This window comes from Brevibacterium litoralis (genome assembly GCF_040212315.1).
Lineage (GTDB): Bacteria > Actinomycetota > Actinomycetes > Actinomycetales > Brevibacteriaceae > Brevibacterium > Brevibacterium litoralis.
The window spans coordinates 1-14,560 of record NZ_JBDIUY010000015.1; the positions used below are offsets into that span (position 1 = coordinate 1).

The 14,560-nt window shown below is 70.0% G+C and carries 18 protein-coding genes; 15 read left to right on the plus strand and 3 right to left on the minus strand.

Annotated features, from left to right (window positions below):
- The first annotated feature begins 170 nt into the window (after positions 1–170).
- The 13 genes from rpsP to AAD496_RS05265 all read left to right on the plus strand — a co-directional run bounded on the left by rpsP (position 171) and on the right by AAD496_RS05265 (position 10,315).
- A complete protein-coding gene (gene rpsP, locus AAD496_RS05205; protein ID WP_349827596.1) occupies positions 171–590 on the plus strand; it encodes a 30S ribosomal protein S16 in 420 nt (139 codons plus the stop codon).
- A gap of 2 nt (positions 591–592) precedes the next feature.
- Entirely contained in the window at positions 593–823 is a 231-nt protein-coding gene (locus AAD496_RS05210; protein WP_349827597.1) for an RNA-binding protein, read from the plus strand.
- A 451-nt stretch (positions 824–1,274) separates the two neighbouring features.
- Positions 1,275–1,784: a ribosome maturation factor RimM gene (gene rimM, locus AAD496_RS05215; protein ID WP_349827598.1), complete on the plus strand. Its 510-nt coding sequence runs from the start codon at positions 1,275–1,277 to the stop codon at positions 1,782–1,784.
- Entirely contained in the window at positions 1,784–2,602 is an 819-nt protein-coding gene (trmD, locus tag AAD496_RS05220; RefSeq protein WP_349827599.1) for a tRNA (guanosine(37)-N1)-methyltransferase TrmD, read from the plus strand. Before rimM ends, trmD begins: the two co-directional genes overlap by 1 nt.
- Positions 2,603–2,887: 285 nt before the next feature.
- Positions 2,888–3,229, plus strand: coding sequence for a 50S ribosomal protein L19 (gene rplS / locus AAD496_RS05225; RefSeq protein ID WP_349827600.1), 342 nt, complete (start codon positions 2,888–2,890; stop codon positions 3,227–3,229).
- Between the two features lie 29 nt (positions 3,230–3,258).
- Positions 3,259–3,873 carry a signal peptidase I gene (gene lepB, locus AAD496_RS05230; RefSeq protein WP_349827601.1) on the plus strand — a complete coding sequence of 205 codons (615 nt, stop codon included), beginning with the start codon at positions 3,259–3,261 and terminating at the stop codon, positions 3,871–3,873.
- Positions 3,874–3,884: 11 nt separating this feature from the next.
- Positions 3,885–4,613, plus strand: coding sequence for a signal peptidase I (gene lepB / locus AAD496_RS05235; RefSeq protein ID WP_349827602.1), 729 nt, complete (start codon positions 3,885–3,887; stop codon positions 4,611–4,613).
- Positions 4,610–5,359, plus strand: coding sequence for a ribonuclease HII (gene rnhB, locus AAD496_RS05240; protein WP_349827603.1), 750 nt, complete (start codon positions 4,610–4,612; stop codon positions 5,357–5,359). The genes lepB (AAD496_RS05235) and rnhB overlap by 4 nt, the downstream gene beginning before the upstream one ends.
- A gap of 79 nt (positions 5,360–5,438) precedes the next feature.
- A complete protein-coding gene (locus tag AAD496_RS05245) occupies positions 5,439–5,756 on the plus strand; it encodes a DUF2469 domain-containing protein (protein WP_349827604.1) in 318 nt (105 codons plus the stop codon).
- A 213-nt stretch (positions 5,757–5,969) separates the two neighbouring features.
- Positions 5,970–6,341, plus strand: coding sequence for a YraN family protein (locus AAD496_RS05250; RefSeq protein WP_349827605.1), 372 nt, complete (start codon positions 5,970–5,972; stop codon positions 6,339–6,341).
- Positions 6,342–6,364: 23 nt separating this feature from the next.
- A complete protein-coding gene (locus tag AAD496_RS05255; RefSeq protein WP_349827606.1) occupies positions 6,365–7,927 on the plus strand; it encodes a YifB family Mg chelatase-like AAA ATPase in 1,563 nt (520 codons plus the stop codon).
- The gene (locus tag AAD496_RS05260; protein ID WP_349827607.1) at positions 7,924–9,159 is read left to right on the plus strand and encodes a DNA-processing protein DprA; all 1,236 of its coding nucleotides are present in this window, start codon (positions 7,924–7,926) and stop codon (positions 9,157–9,159) included. Before AAD496_RS05255 ends, AAD496_RS05260 begins: the two co-directional genes overlap by 4 nt.
- Positions 9,160–9,172: 13 nt before the next feature.
- Positions 9,173–10,315: a tyrosine recombinase XerC gene (locus AAD496_RS05265; RefSeq protein WP_349827608.1), complete on the plus strand. Its 1,143-nt coding sequence runs from the start codon at positions 9,173–9,175 to the stop codon at positions 10,313–10,315.
- Positions 10,316–10,401: 86 nt separating this feature from the next.
- Here the strand turns inward: AAD496_RS05265 and AAD496_RS05270 are convergent, their stop codons facing one another.
- The 3 genes from AAD496_RS05270 to AAD496_RS05280 form a co-directional block, all read right to left on the minus strand.
- A complete protein-coding gene (locus AAD496_RS05270; RefSeq protein ID WP_349827609.1) occupies positions 10,402–10,674 on the minus strand; it encodes a hypothetical protein in 273 nt (90 codons plus the stop codon).
- Positions 10,658–11,053, minus strand: a complete 396-nt coding sequence (locus AAD496_RS05275) for a hypothetical protein (RefSeq protein ID WP_349827610.1) — start codon at positions 11,051–11,053, stop codon at positions 10,658–10,660. Before AAD496_RS05275 ends, AAD496_RS05270 begins: the two co-directional genes overlap by 17 nt.
- A 218-nt stretch (positions 11,054–11,271) precedes the next feature.
- On the minus strand, positions 11,272–12,201 hold the full coding sequence (locus tag AAD496_RS05280; RefSeq protein WP_349827678.1) for a D-alanyl-D-alanine carboxypeptidase family protein: 930 nt from the start codon (positions 12,199–12,201) through the stop codon (positions 11,272–11,274).
- A gap of 577 nt (positions 12,202–12,778) precedes the next feature.
- Between AAD496_RS05280 and rpsB the strand changes: the two genes are divergently transcribed.
- Complete coding sequence (rpsB, locus tag AAD496_RS05285; protein ID WP_349827611.1) at positions 12,779–13,648, plus strand: 30S ribosomal protein S2; 870 nt, start codon at positions 12,779–12,781, stop codon at positions 13,646–13,648.
- Positions 13,649–13,690: 42 nt separating this feature from the next.
- Entirely contained in the window at positions 13,691–14,518 is an 828-nt protein-coding gene (tsf, locus tag AAD496_RS05290; protein ID WP_349827612.1) for a translation elongation factor Ts, read from the plus strand.
- Positions 14,519–14,560: the final 42 nt, after the last annotated feature.

Here is a 14,560-nt window from a genome sequence, read left to right on the forward strand (position 1 = left end):
GCGGTCCGGTTTCCGGACCGCGCGCGCTTCTGGCAGAATGAACGTTTGTACTCGACCGGCTCCGGGCCCCTCTCTCCCGGAATCGGCCCAGTCACGGGATCCCTGAGGGTCCAACCCCACGAACCCACCAGCGGTTCCCGGAACCATGAAACGAAGGAGACACCACTACCGTGGCAGTCAAGATCCGCCTCACCCGCATCGGCAAGATCCGCCAGCCCTTCTACCGCGTCGTCGTCGCGGATTCCCGCACCCGTCGGGACGGCAAGGCGATCGAGCAGATCGGCAAGTACCACCCCACCGAGGAGCCCTCGCTCATCGAGATCGACTCCGAGCGTGCGCAGTACTGGCTCGGCGTCGGCGCCCAGCCCTCCGAGCAGGTGAAGGCCCTCCTCAAGCTCACCGGTGACTGGCAGAAGTTCACCGGCGAGGGCGAGGCCGTCAACACGGTCAAGGGCCAGCAGCCCAAGCCCGAGTTCGAGGCCCCGGCCGCCGGCTCGGTCATCAAGGAGGCCATCACGCCCAAGGGTGGCGACGAGGCCCCGGCCGCCGAGGAAGCTCCCGCTGCCGAGGCCCCGGCCGAGGAAGCCTGACGATGCTCACGCAGGTCCTCGAACACCTGGTGCGGGGCATCGTCGACAATCCCGACGACGTCTCCGTCCGGTCCCGTGGTGGCAACCGCGGTACCACCCTGGAAGTCCGGGTCAACCCGGAAGACCTGGGGCGGGTCATCGGACGCTCGGGTCGGACGGCCAAGGCACTGCGCACCGTCATCGGTGCGATCGCCGGTCGTGACCGCGTCCGCGTGGACCTCGTGGAGGGCTGATGCGTGAGCCGCCCGAGCCCCGGCACGCCGCCGCTGCTCAGGGCTGATTCGTAAGCCGCCCGAGCCCCGGCACCCCGCCGCTGCTCAGGGCTGAGCTTCACGCCGCCCGAGCCGTACGACAGCATTCCGGTTCCACCACCGTGGGCCCCGACTCCGTCAAGGAGTCGGGGCCCACGGTGCATTCAGGGCAGCCCGGTGCGGCGAGCCCGGACGTGACGGTGTGACTGCGAGGAAGATGTCGTTCGACGGGACTTCTGTCTCGTAGTCCTGCACGACTGCGAGACTCATGCCCCGTCGAACGACGAGAAGCTCGTCATCGTGCGGCCGGACCGCCCGGCGCCGGCGGATGAGCACGAGGTCACGTGTGTGCGGGGGCTCCGGGGCGCCTCGGGGGCGTGGTGGGCCCGTAGAATCTAGAAGATCGACGACCTGAGGACGACGAGGAGAACACGTGGCGATTGTCGTGGCACGGCTGGGGAAGCCGCACGGGATCCGCGGTGAGGTCACCGTGGAGGTCCGCACGGACGAACCGGAGGAACGTTTCGTCCCGGGAGCCGTGTTCGCCACGGACCCCGACATCGGTGAGCTCACGCTCGCCCGCGCCCGCGTGCACAAGGACCGGTACCTGCTCACCTTCGAGGAGGTGCCCGACCGGAACCGGGCCGAGGAGATCCGCAACACCCTCCTCACCGTGGACGAGGTCGCCGAGGACGAGGACGACGCGTGGTACATCGAGGACCTGGTGGACGCCCGCGTCTTCGTCGGTGACGACGAGGTCGGCACCGTCACGGACGTCTCGATCGGCGCCGCCCAGGACCTGCTCACCGTGACTCTCACCGACGGCCGCGAGGTCCTCGTCCCCTTCGTCGAGGAGATCGTGCCGGAAGTCGACGTCGAAGCCGGCCGGATCGTGCTCGATCCGCCCCCGGGCCTCCTCGACCTCACGGAGGGCGAGGCCTGATGCGCATCGACGTCTTCTCGATCTTCCCGGAATACCTGGCCCCGCTGCGTCTGTCGCTCATCGGCAAGGCGATCGACGCGGGTCTGCTGTCCGTGGACGTCCACGACCTGCGGGACTGGACCCACGACCGCCACCGCACCGTCGACGACACCCCCTACGGTGGCGGCGCCGGCATGGTGATGAAACCCGAGCCGTGGGGAGAGGCGCTCGACGCGGTCTTCGCAGGCACCATCACGTCCGCTCCCGAGGCGCCCTCCACCCCGGAGACCCCCGCGGATCCCCGCCCGGTCCTCCTCGTCCCGAGTCCCGCCGGGGTGCCCTTCACCCAGGCCATGGCGCACGAACTGGCCGGTGCGGAGCACCTGGTCGTCGCCTGCGGTCGGTACGAGGGGATCGACCAGCGCGTCGTCGACTGGGCCGGTGACCACGCCGACGTGCGAATGGTGTCGATCGGTGACTACGTGCTCAACGGTGGTGAGGTCGCCGCGATGGTGATGATCGAGGCGATCGCGCGCCTCATCCCGGGCATGGTGGGCAACCCCGAGTCCCTGGAGGAGGAGAGCCACGAGAACGGCCTCCTCGAATACCCGGTCTACACGAAGCCGCAGACCTGGCGCGGGAACGAGGTCCCCGAGATCCTCCTGTCCGGCAACCACGGGGCGATCGCCCGGTGGCGCCGGGACCGGCGGCTGGAGCGCACGGCGAAGGTCCGCCCCGACCTGCTCAGCGCACTGCAGGTCGAGGACCTCGACAAGAAGGACCTCGCCTTCCTCGAAGGACTCGGCGCGATCGAACGCGGGCGCGCTCCCCGGCACTGAATTCGACGCCGCCCGCGCCCCGGTACCCCACGTGACATTGCCCACGCCGGGCCCGGGGAACCGGGGTGCGGGGCGCGCCCGACACCGGGGTGCGTGTAAGGTGGTGCCTTGCGTTCGTCGATCGGATCCTGCCCCGGGGGGAGGCCGGTCACGGTCGGGGCCCGGCCCCGACAGCGGACGATTTCCATCCGACCGGTGCCGGCGGGACACACCGTCCCGTGCCGGGTGACCGGCCTGAATGTGTGTCACGCACGACCCGGGTGCGTGGTGACACGGAGAATCACGATGCACAATCTTGATCAGCTCGACAAGAAGTCGCTGCGCGACGACGTCCCGGAGTTCCGCGCGGGTGACACCCTCGACGTCCACGTCAACGTGGTCGAGGGCAACCGTTCGCGTGTCCAGGTCTTCCGCGGTGTCGTCATCCGCCGCCAGGGCGAGAGCGTCCGCGAGACCTTCACGGTCCGCAAGGTGAGCTTCGGCGTGGGTGTGGAGCGTACCTTCCCGGTGCACTCCCCGGTCATCGACAAGATCGAGGTCCTGTCCCGCGGTGACGTCCGCCGTGCGAAGCTGTACTACCTGCGCGACCTGCGCGGCAAGGCGGCTCGCATCAAGGAGAAGCGCTGAGCGCCCACTCCCGCACCGACGACGAAGGCGTGGCCCCCCGCGGGCCGCGCCTTCGGCGCGTCCGGGGTCTGCTCCGACCCCTGGGCGTCGTCCTCGTGGCCGCCCTCGTCCTGGCCGCGGTGGTCCGCGGTCTCGGGATCCAGAACTACCGCATCCCGTCGGAGTCGATGCTGCCGACCCTGGAGGTCGACGACGTCGTGACCATCTGGCGGCCCGACGCCCTGTCCGGGTCGATCGACCGCGGTGACGTCGTCGTCATCGACGGCCGCGGCTCCTTCGTCGCGACCCTGCCACCGGACGACATGGCCGTCCTCCTCTCCTGGTTCGGGTTCGGCCCCAAGGACGTCTTCTACGTCAAACGGGTGATCGCTCTCGGCGGCGACCGCCTCACCTGCTGCGACGAGTCCGGGCGGTTGCTGCTCAACGGCGAACCCCTCGACGAGCCCTACCTGCCCGCGGGCGTCCCCGCGTCCGAGGCGCCCTTCGACATCGAGATCCCCGCCGACCGCCTGTGGTTGATGGGGGACAACCGGACGGCCTCCGCCGACTCGCGGTCACTCCTCGGGAAGCCCGGTGGCGGGATGATCCCGACCGCTCGGGTCCTCGGCACCGTCATCGGGCACGGTTCCTCGGTGGACGCGTAGACTGCCCTCTCGTGACGGATGGGACTGACGTGGCGGACGGCGGATCCGCAGGACGCGGACGGGGTGCTCGGGGCACCCGGCGGGCCGGTGGAGGATTCCTCGGGTTCATCAAGGAGATGGCGATCATCCTCGTCGTCGCACTGCTGCTCTCGGTGGTGCTGCGGACCTTCGTCATGCAGTCCTTCTACATCCCCTCCCCGTCGATGGCCTCGACCCTGGAGGTCGACGACCGGATCATGGTGAACAAGCTGCCCTTCGGCGAGGTCCAGCGCGGGGACGTCGTCGTCTTCGACGATCCGGGCGGCTGGCTGGCCGATTCGACGCTCGCGGAGTACGAACCGAACCCGGTCCTCGAATTCCTGGGTCTCGTGCCCTCGGACGCCGGGTCCCAGCTCATCAAACGTGTGATCGGTACCGGCGGTGACACCGTCGAGTGCTGCGACGACCAGGGGCGCCTGCTCGTCAACGGCGAGCCCCTGGACGAGACCTACCTCGACCCCGGCGTCGCACCCTCGCTCGTCGAGTTCCGGGTGACCGTCCCGGAGGGCCACTACTGGGTCATGGGCGACAACCGGGCGAACTCCGGGGACTCGCGGTACGCCGTGAACTCCGCGGGCGGTCCGTTCGTCCCGGCGGAGTCCGTCGTCGGCCGCGTGTTCCTGCTCAACTGGCCGCTCGACCGGTTCACCTGGGTGTCCGTCCCGAAGGACGTGTACGCCGCCGTCCCGGAGCCCGCATGAGCCCGGCGGCGACGGAGGCCCGGACCGCTCGTACCACCGGCGGTCGAACCGGTAGCGGCCGAAGTCGCAGCGGTCGCACGCGGGCGGGCCTCACCGACCTCACTCTCGAACGGTCCCTGTTCGAGGCCGGCCATCGGTCCGTCATCGGCATGGACGAGGTGGGCCGCGGGTGCATCGCCGGTCCCGTCGGCGTCGGTGCGGTGCGCTTCGACCTGGAACGGCTGCTCGCAGGCCCGATCCCGGCCGGGATCGACGACTCGAAGAAGATCGCCGCGTCCCGGCGGGGGGCGCTCGCGGACACGGTCCGGGACTGGCAGCCGGACTCGACGGTCGCCTACGCGGACCCCGCCGAGATCGACGCCCTCGGGATGACCATGGCCCTGTGCCTCGCCGGTCGCCGGGCCCTCGCGGCCCTTCCGACCGCGGACCTCGTCCTCCTCGACGGATCCTTCGACTGGCTGTCGGCCCCGCTCACCCTCGACGCCCACCCGGTCTTCGGACCCGCCGCCGAGGTGCCCGTCCCCACGGTCCGCACGGTCGTCAAGGGCGACGGGACCCACGTGACGATCGCGGCCGCGAGTCTCGTCTCGAAGGTGGACCGGGACGCGCTCATGTCGTCACTGGCTGTGGATGTCCCCGGCTACGGGTGGGACTCGAACGCGGGATATCCGTCCCCGGCGCACAAGCAGGCGGTCCGGGACCTCGGTGTGACCGTGCACCATCGCCGTTCCTTCCGCCTGTCGTGACACGACGTGCGCCCGGTGTGACACCCCTGACGTCGGCCGTGACACCGGACCAAGGACGCCACGGGGATACGATGACGCCATGAGTGCCGAGGACCTGGAGAACTACGAGGCGGACCTCGAGCTGCAGCTGTACCGGGAGTACCGGGACGTGGTCGGTCTCTTCACCTACGTGGTCGAGACCGAACGACGCTTCTACCTGGCGAACTCCGTGGATCTGAAGGCGCACACCGACGGCGGGGACGTGTACTTCGAGCTCACCCTCCGCGACGCCTGGGTGTGGGACACCTACCGCAGCGCACGGTTCGTCACGCACGTGCACGTCCTGACCTTCAAGGACGTGAACATCGAGGAGATCGCCAAGAGCGACCTCGAACCACCTTCGAGCATCCACCGCTGAGCCCCGGGACCCGCCACTGAGGACCCGTCGTCCGCAGTGGTGCCCGCCGGGGCCCCGGACGACCCGCGGTCACAGTCCCCGGCCCATCCGGGGTCACAGTGTCCTGATCGGCGGTCCGACCGCCGGCGTCACGCCCTGTGGACGCCCGGCCCGCCGTCCACAGGCGGGATCGACCCCTTCCCGGCAGAGTGTCCGGAGCGGTCGACTGGGTGCATGACCCAGACACGCATGGGCCTCGGCAGACGGGGCGAGCAGGACGTCCACGACTGGCTCGTGGAACGGGGGTGGCCCGTCCTCACCCGGAACTGGCGGTGTCGTGAGGGCGAGATCGACCTCGTGGCCGTCGACGGTGACACGCTCGTCGTCGTCGAGGTGAAGACGCGGTGGTCCACCCGGGCCGGACACCCCCTGGAGGCGGTGACGCAGCGGAAACTCGACCGTCTGTACCGGCTCGCCACCCTGTTCCTCGCCCGTGAGCGTGAACGGATGGGTCTGCCGTACTTCTCCCGGATCCGGGTCGATGTCATCGGGGTCCTCATGGGTTCCGGGCAGCCGGAGTTCTTCCCCGTCAGGGGTGCGCGATGACCATGCGGGTGAAACTCGGCCGGATGACGGCGATCGCACTGGAGGGGACCGTGGGGACCCCGGTGACGGTCCAGGCGAGCATCAACGACGGACTGCCCGGCATCGACCTCGTCGGACTGCCGGACACCGCGGTGAACGAGTCCCGGAAACGGATCCGGGCGGCGGTCCAGAACCACCGGATCTTCGAGACGGCCCAGAAGGTGACGGTCAACCTGTCCCCGGGCAACGTCCCGAAGACGGGGACGGCCTTCGACCTCGGGATCGCGCTGGCGATCCTGGAGGCCGACGGGCGGATCCCCGCGCACGCGGGCCACGGGATCGTGATGTGTGGCGAGGTGGGTCTCGACGGACGTCTCCACCCGGTCCGCGGCGTCCTGCCGATGGTGCAGGCGGGCGTCCACCACGGGTTCCACCGGTTCGTCGTCCCCCACGCCAACGGCGACGAGGCGCGCCTGGTGCCCGGGGTCGAGGTCGCCGCGGTCGTGAGCCTCAGCGAGGCGATGGACGTCCTCGGTGCGGACGTCCGCGTGCCCGAGGAGGACCCCGTCCCCGCCACCGCAGGCTCGGCGCCCGCGGGCGCTCCCGAGACCCACGACCTCGCGGAGATCAAGGGACAGGGCGAGGCGCGGTTGGGCCTGGAGGTCGCGGCAGCCGGTGGGCACCACATGCTCATGGTCGGGACCCCGGGCGCCGGCAAGACGTTGTTGGCCCAGTGCCTGCCCGGGATCCTCCCGCCGCTCGACGACGAGGCCGCCCTCGACGTCGCGACCCTGCGGTCGCTCGACGGGACGATGGACGCGCGGACCGGTCTCGACCGGTGCCCGCCCTTCCAGTCGCCGCACCACCGGGCGTCCTCCTCGGCGATGCTCGGTGGCCGCCGCCCGGGCACGATCGGCGTGTTCAGTCGGTCCCACCACGGGGTCCTCTTCATGGACGAGGCGCCTGAGTTCTCCCGGGACGTCCTGGAGGCCATGCGCCAGCCCCTGGAGAGCGGTGAGGTGCACGTCCACCGGGCATGGGGGAGCACGGTGCTCCCGGCACGCTTCCAACTCGTGCTGGCGGCCAATCCGTGCCCGTGCGGGGCCAACACGACCCGCAATGCCCTGTCCTGCACGTGTTCCCCGTTGGAGAAGAAGCGCTACCGGAACCGGCTCTCGGGTCCGGTGCTCGACCGGGTGGACATCCGGTTGGAGGTGGACCCGGTGACCGCGGCGGACCTGCACTCCACCGCACCCGTGGAGGACTCGCGGACCGTGGCGGCCCGGGTCGCCACGGCCCGGTCGGCACAACTCACGCGGTGGCGGGAGAGTGCCGTGGCCCGGGACGCCGCGCGCGAACGCGGACGCTCACGTCCGTGGCGGACGAACGCCGAGGTGCCCGGATCCGTGATCCGTGCGCACTTCCGCTTCACGCCGCGGGAGACCGATCTGCTCGAACGACAACTGGAGACCGGGGCCCTCACCATGCGCGGCTTCGACCGGGTCCTGCGCCTGGCGACGACGCTCGCGGACATGCGGGGTGCCGAGAGACCCGCGGCCGACGACCTGTACACGGCGGTGCTCATGCGGACCAGGGAGGCGCGATGACGGAGACGATGCAGACGAGGTCGGAGGACATACCCGACCGTACGCACGCGGTGGCGTACGCGGATCTCGTCCGGACGGCCGAACCCGGGGACCACGTCCTCATGGCGGCGATCGTCCACCACGGTGTCGAACGGACCCGCGCGCTCCTCGATGTCCCGGAGGGCCCGGCGGTCGTCGCCCTCCACGATGCCTGCGAGGCCGTGGGCCTGGAGAAGACCACGGCGGTGCTCTCGACGGCGCTCACCCGGTGGCGTGGTCGTGTCGCGGAACTCGACGGGGAGCGTGACCTGCGGGTGATGGACCGGATCGGCGCACACCTCGTCGTGCCCGGGAGTCCGGGTTGGCCCGGTGGACTCGACGAGCTCGGACTCGACCGGCCGGTGGCCCTGTGGAGTCGGGGCACACCCGATCCCGCGCGGTTGCTCGACGGGTCCGTAGCAGTGGTCGGGGCACGCGCCTCGACGCCCTACGGGGACCACGTCGCCGCGGACCTGTCGCACGGACTCGTCCGGGCGGGGAGGACGGTGGCTTCGGGAGGCGCCTACGGCATCGATGCCGCCGCCCACCGCGCGGCCGCATCGGCGGCTTCCGGGGTGGGTGCCGACGGAGCGGCCGGGCCCGGCACCGTGGCCTTCATGGCCGGGGGAGTGGACCGCTACTACCCGCGGGAGAACGCCGAGTTGCTCGACCACGTGGCCCGGAACTGGGCGGTCGTCTCCGAGGCTCCGCCCGGAGGGTCCGCACACCGTCACCGCTTCCTCATGCGCAACCGGCTCATCGCGGCGGTGGCGAGCGCGACCGTCGTCGTCCAGGCCGGGTGGCGTTCGGGTGCGCTCAACACCGCCAATCGCGCGGCGGAGCTCATGCGGCCGGTGGCCGCCGTCCCCGGCGCGGTGACCAGCGCGGAGTCGGCCGGGTGCCACCGGTTGATCCGGGAGGGCGTGGCGGTGCTCGTCACGGGGCCCGAGGACGTCCTCGAGCTCGTCGGTCCCCTCGACGCGGCTCGGGCCGAACCCGGTGAAACACAGGCGGAACTCCGGCTCACGGACGACATGTCGGCACAGGAACTGCGGGTGTACGAGTCCCTGCCGCGTCGGCGGGGGACCGATGTCGACGGGCTGGCCCGTCGGGCGGGCCTCGACGTCCCGGCGACCATGTCCGCCCTGGCCGGTCTCCACCTGCGCGGCCACGCCGAGAAGGTTCCCTCGGGCTGGGTGAAGACCATCGGCTGAGTAGGCTGGTGGCATGGCAGAGCACCCACCCCTTCCGCCGGATCGGCAGGAGGCACTCGACGCCTTCGCCGAGGACCTGCAGGTGGGGCGCAACGCCTCGGAACACACCGTGCGGGCCTACTGCGCGGACGTCCGGCACTTCTTCGGACACCTCGACGGGGAGGCCGTGAACCGGACCGCGCTCGCCGACATCACCCAGGCACATCTGCGCTCCTGGCTCGTCCGACAGGCGCGTGACGGTGCATCGTCACGCACGCGGGCTCGACGGGTCGCGGCTGCACGCGCCTTCTTCCGGTTCTGTCGTCGCGAGGGGCTCATCGAGGTCGATCCCGCCCTCCGCCTCAGGACCCCACGGCACTCCTCACGACTGCCCGCCGTCGTCCAACAGGGGCAGATGGACGCGGTCCTCCGTACCGCCGACAGGCAGGGACCCGCCGACAGGAAGGGATCCGCGAACGGGTCCCGCGACGGAACACTCGGCCCGAGTGACGGCGCGGGGCCGGACGACACGGCGGGTCCCGACGGACGGGAGGGCGCCTCGACGGCGATGTCCGAGGCCGGCGCCGGTGTGGGTTCCGGTCCGCGCGAGAACGGGCCGGGCGGCACCGGGAGTGGTGCGGCACCGGCGGACCCACGGGAGACGGCGGTACATCTGCGGGACCTCGCCATGGTCGAGGTGCTCTACGCCACCGGGATCCGGGTGTCCGAGCTCGTCGGCCTCGACCTCGGGGACGTCGACCGGTCGGTCGGGATGCTCACGGTGCTGGGCAAGGGTGGGAAGGAACGGCGGGTGCCCTACGGAAAGCCCGCGGGATCCGCGATAGAGGCCTGGCTCTCCCACGGACGGGTCGTGCTCGGGAGCGACACGGCGAAGGCGGGGCGGGCCCTGTTCCTCGGTGTCCGCGGCGGCCGGATCGACGCCCGCCAGGTGCGGACGGTCGTCAACCGTGCGACGGCCGCGATCCCCGGTTCCCCCGTCCTGTCGCCGCACGGCCTACGACACTCGGCGGCCACACACATGGTCGAGAACGGGGCCGACCTGCGCCAGGTGCAGGAGCTGCTCGGCCACGCGACACTCAGCTCGACGCAGATCTACACCCACGTGTCGATGAAGCGGCTCCAGGACACCTACGCCCGGGCCCACCCGCGCGCCTGACACCTGCTGGAGACCCGGAGGCCCGGGAGATCACCTGCCGGCAGACCGGCGAGAATCCGCGAACCCGCACGTTTCACAGCATCTGATCAGGCGATGCCGGCGGCGAACTCACGTTCCTCGACCTGGGCGATTGTGAGGACGAGAGTATCCAACTTCTCAGCGAGTGCGGATGCGAAAGCGTCGAGGTCGATGTCGATCCAGGTCTCGAACATGAGAATGAACCGGAAACCGGGGTGGACTGTCCTGCCGATGAACACCTCGTGTTCGTCTGCGAACTCCAGAGCGATCGCTCGGACCTCGCCGATGGTGGGACCCTCGGCGATCACGACGCCGTGGTACTCCTCAAGAACGCCACTCAATGTACTCACCTCCACCCTTCAGTACCAGAATAACGCGCGTCAGGCGGCGGCCGTTCGCGCTCAATGCCAATCCGAGCCCTCGCCGCAGAGTGATGGGGTCGTCGACACCGGTGAGCACGACGACGAACGACGACTGAGTGGATCCTTTGAGAATCTGCTCGGACAGTGTCACGACGTTCGAACTGTTGCACGTCTTGAGTTCCACGGTTTCGGTGCCGTGAGCGAAGACCCCGTCGGGGGTCCGTCTCTTCGCGTACTTCCGGACCGCTCGCACGGAGATTCCGATCCGCCGGAGCCACGTGGCGACCTCGGTCTCGGCGGCGTCGAAATACTCGTGCGGGTCGTCCTCAGAAGCGACACGTTCGGGTTCCTGGAGCACGGACTCGACACTCGGAGGCGGTGGCCGGTCGGGGTCTCGTCCGACCAGACCCGGGAATACGAAGACGTGACGGGCTGGCCGCCCCTCCCAGGGTGCCGAAGGATCACCGACCCGGGTCGAAGGCTCTCGTCCCCGGTGGTCGCTCCCTCCTCCGACTCCATCCGCGCCTCCGGCTCCCGCCTCGTCCTCGGTACCGGGGCCGGGGGTACCGGCACCGGTCACCCGACGAATTCCCAGTGCCAGGCCTCGGGGAGGGAGCCGCCCTGGCCGGCCCAGGACGGGTGCACCCAACCGAAGGACCCGGCGTGCGTGCGCATCCATTCGTGTTGCGCGGTGCCGAACCGGTTGATGCCGCTGCCGAGGTCGAGGGCCAGACCCCAGCCGTGGTTCGAGGTCCCCGGTGTCGCGGCGAAGCGACCCTTGCGTTGTTTGAGGATCACCTGGGTCGCGTAGTCGCGGTAGGCGTCCGTCACGGAGATCGAGTACCCGAACCTCTCCCGGAAGGCGGCGTCGAGCGACTCGAAGGCCCGTGCGGCGTCGCACCGCAGGTAGTGGCCCGGCGCCGAGGCGAGCCGACACAGGGCGTCCTGCGGGATCCGGCCGTTCTCGTGTCCGCCCCAGGCGCCGCTTCCCTGCACACCGTCGGAGTTCCCGGAGGTCGCGGAACGGTTCTCGCTCGGCGCGCGGTCGTCCGGCAGCAGGATACTCGTCTCGACCGCGAACAGGGGAGCGGGGTTTTCGTAGACCCGGCCGACCGTGACGGCGGACCGCACACCCACGTGCAGGCAGCCGACACAGTGGGTACCGGCACCTACGACGCCGATCGGGATCGCTGGCCAGACGAGATCACCGATCTCGACGGCGGGGACGACGGGTTCGTACGACACGATCCGGGCGCCCACCCGGATGCTCACGACCCCGCGCCCGGCGACGAACCCCGCATAGGTCACGGTGCCGAAGGCCGGAGCGCGGACGGGCTCCCCCGGGAGCGCCTCGACGTCGATGCCCCGATGCCCCGCGGCGTACTCGTGCTCCGGCTGTTCGTAGGCCTTGACGATCTCCAGGCCGGGGACGGGGGAGACCCAGGTCGGACCGTTCGCGCGGACGGGTCCGGCCGGGACGACCACCGTGACGACGGCGAGGAGCATGGCGAGCACACCCGCGATCCATGCATGTGTGCGCCGGCGCGGAGCACGGAGTGGAGAAGCACGGTGCGACGGGACACGGCGTACCGGAGCGGAGGACGCAGAAGAGGTACGCGAAGAGACGGCGGAAGTGGGCTGCGGGGCAGGGCTGTCGGTGTCCATGGATCCACGGTCGACCGCTGGCGTCCGGACGGACAGACCCGGATCGGACCTGTGGACGGCCGCCCCGTCGTCCACAGGTCGTGACACCACCGGTGTGAGGAGATCCACAGGCCGCAGGACGCAGGATGGGCCGTCCACCATTTGGCCGCGTGCACAGGGGGAACGTAGAATCGCACGCAGCAGGAGTGTGTCCACTCCTGACTACGCGTGTCCGATCGCCCCGGTCTCCCACCGGTGCGGATCCCACCATCCGAGCACACGACCGTCGCGTCCACAGGGCGCGACACGCAGGGTCGGTGACGGACGGGAACCCGTCGGGAGGTCGGACGGACACCAGGAATCAACCGAATCGCAGGGACCATCAGGGCCCCTGCACGACCGCGCCCCTTCGTGGGCGCACCGGAAGGAGGGCGTCGGCATGGCCGTCGTCACCATTCGCCAGCTGCTCGACAACGGTGTCCACTTCGGTCACCAGACCCGTCGGTGGAACCCGAAGATGAAGCGCTTCATCTTCACCGAGCGCAACGGCATCTACATCATCGACCTGCAGAAGACGCTGGGTTACATCGACTCGGCCTTCGAGTTCGTCAAGGAGACGGTCGCCCACGGTGGCTCCATCCTCTTCGTCGGCACGAAGAAGCAGGCCCAGGAGTCCATCGAGGAGCAGGCCAAGCGCGTGGGCCAGCCCTTCGTGAACCAGCGCTGGCTGGGCGGTATGCTCACGAACTTCCAGACGATCTCCGGTCGTCTGCGTCGTCTCAAGGAGCTCGAGGAGATCGACTTCGACGACGTCGCCGGTTCGGGCCGCACGAAGAAGGAACTCCTCATCCTCCGCCGTGAGAAGGACAAGCTGGAGCGCACCCTCGGTGGTATCCGCGACCTGCAGCGGACCCCGTCCGCCGTGTGGATCGTCGACACCAAGAAGGAGCACCTGGCCGTCGACGAGGCGAAGAAGCTGGGCATCCCGGTCATCGCCATCCTCGACACCAACTGCGACCCGGACGACGTCGACTTCCCGATCCCGGGCAACGACGACTCGATCCGCTCCGTCAACCTCCTGACCCGCGTCGTCGCCGACGCCGTCGCCGAGGGCCTCATCGCCCGCCACGGTGGCGACGAGTCCGGCGAGAAGAACGTCTCCGCCGTGGAGCCCATGCCGGAGTGGGAGCGCGAGCTCCTCGAGGGCAAGGACGAGGCTCCGGCCGCCGAGGCCACCGAGGCACCCGCAGAGGCCCCGGCCGCTGCCGAGGCGCCCGCAGCCGAGGCCACCGAGTCCACCGAAGCCTGATCGCCCCGCGCGATCGACATCTCATCCTCACAAGGAGAACGCATGGCAAACTTCACCGCCGCTGACATCAAGGCACTCCGGGAGAAGACCGGCGCCGGCATGATGGACGTCAAGAAGGCCCTCGACGAGGCCGACGGCGACCAGGCCAAGGCGATCGAGATCCTGCGCATCAAGGGTCTCAAGGGCGCCACCAAGCGTGAGGGCCGCTCGACCGAGGACGGCCTCGTCGCCGCCCACGTGGAGAATGGCGTCGGCACGCTCATCGAGTTCAACTCGGAGACGGACTTCGTCGCCAAGTCGGACAAGTTCGTGGAGCTCGCACAGCAGGTCCTCGACCTCGCAGTGCAGGAAGGCGCCGCCGACGCAGAGTCCTTCCTCGCCACCGAGGTCGACGGCAAGCCCGTGTCCCAGCTCGTGACCGAGGGTGGTGCCTCCCTCGGTGAGAAGGTGGCACTGCGCCGCGTCGGCCGCATCGAGGGCCAGCACGTCGAGTCCTACATGCACCGCACGAACAAGGACCTGCCCCCGCAGGTCGGCGTGCTGCTCGCCTACGAGGGCGACGACCAGGCCGTGGCGCACGACGTCGCGGTCCACATCGCCGCGATGGCACCGCAGTACTTCTCCCGCGAGGAGGTGCCGGCCGACATCGTCGAGAAGGAGCGCCAGATCGCTCTGGAGACCGCGCAGAACGAGGGCAAGCCCGAGCGTGCGATCCCGAACATCGTCGAGGGCCGCGTGAACGCGTACTTCAAGGACAACTGCCTGCTGGACCAGGGCTTCGCCAAGGAGCCCAAGACCCCGGTCTCGAAGGTCCTGGAGAACGCCGGCCTCACGGCCACCGGCTTCCTGCGCTTCCGCGTGGGCGCCTGATCCACCACCACCCGAGGTGACCCGTCCGCGGGTCCCCGTGGG

Bases quoted from the DNA above. Each gene is read 5' to 3' on its own strand.
- AAD496_RS05210 (WP_349827597.1), top strand. From the start codon at position 593: ATGCTCACGCAGGTCCTCGAACACCTGGTGCGGGGCATCGTCGACAAT.
- trmD (WP_349827599.1), top strand. From the start codon at position 1,784: ATGCGCATCGACGTCTTCTCGATCTTCCCGGAATACCTGGCCCCGCTG.
- rplS (WP_349827600.1), top strand. From the start codon at position 2,888: ATGCACAATCTTGATCAGCTCGACAAGAAGTCGCTGCGCGACGACGTC.
- rnhB (WP_349827603.1), top strand. From the start codon at position 4,610: ATGAGCCCGGCGGCGACGGAGGCCCGGACCGCTCGTACCACCGGCGGT.
- AAD496_RS05245 (WP_349827604.1), top strand. From the start codon at position 5,439: ATGAGTGCCGAGGACCTGGAGAACTACGAGGCGGACCTCGAGCTGCAG.
- AAD496_RS05250 (WP_349827605.1), top strand. From the start codon at position 5,970: ATGACCCAGACACGCATGGGCCTCGGCAGACGGGGCGAGCAGGACGTC.
- AAD496_RS05255 (WP_349827606.1), top strand. From the start codon at position 6,365: ATGACGGCGATCGCACTGGAGGGGACCGTGGGGACCCCGGTGACGGTC.
- AAD496_RS05260 (WP_349827607.1), top strand. From the start codon at position 7,924: ATGACGGAGACGATGCAGACGAGGTCGGAGGACATACCCGACCGTACG.
- AAD496_RS05265 (WP_349827608.1), top strand. From the start codon at position 9,173: ATGGCAGAGCACCCACCCCTTCCGCCGGATCGGCAGGAGGCACTCGAC.
- AAD496_RS05280 (WP_349827678.1), bottom strand. From the start codon at position 12,201: ATGCTCCTCGCCGTCGTCACGGTGGTCGTCCCGGCCGGACCCGTCCGC.
- rpsB (WP_349827611.1), top strand. From the start codon at position 12,779: ATGGCCGTCGTCACCATTCGCCAGCTGCTCGACAACGGTGTCCACTTC.
- tsf (WP_349827612.1), top strand. From the start codon at position 13,691: ATGGCAAACTTCACCGCCGCTGACATCAAGGCACTCCGGGAGAAGACC.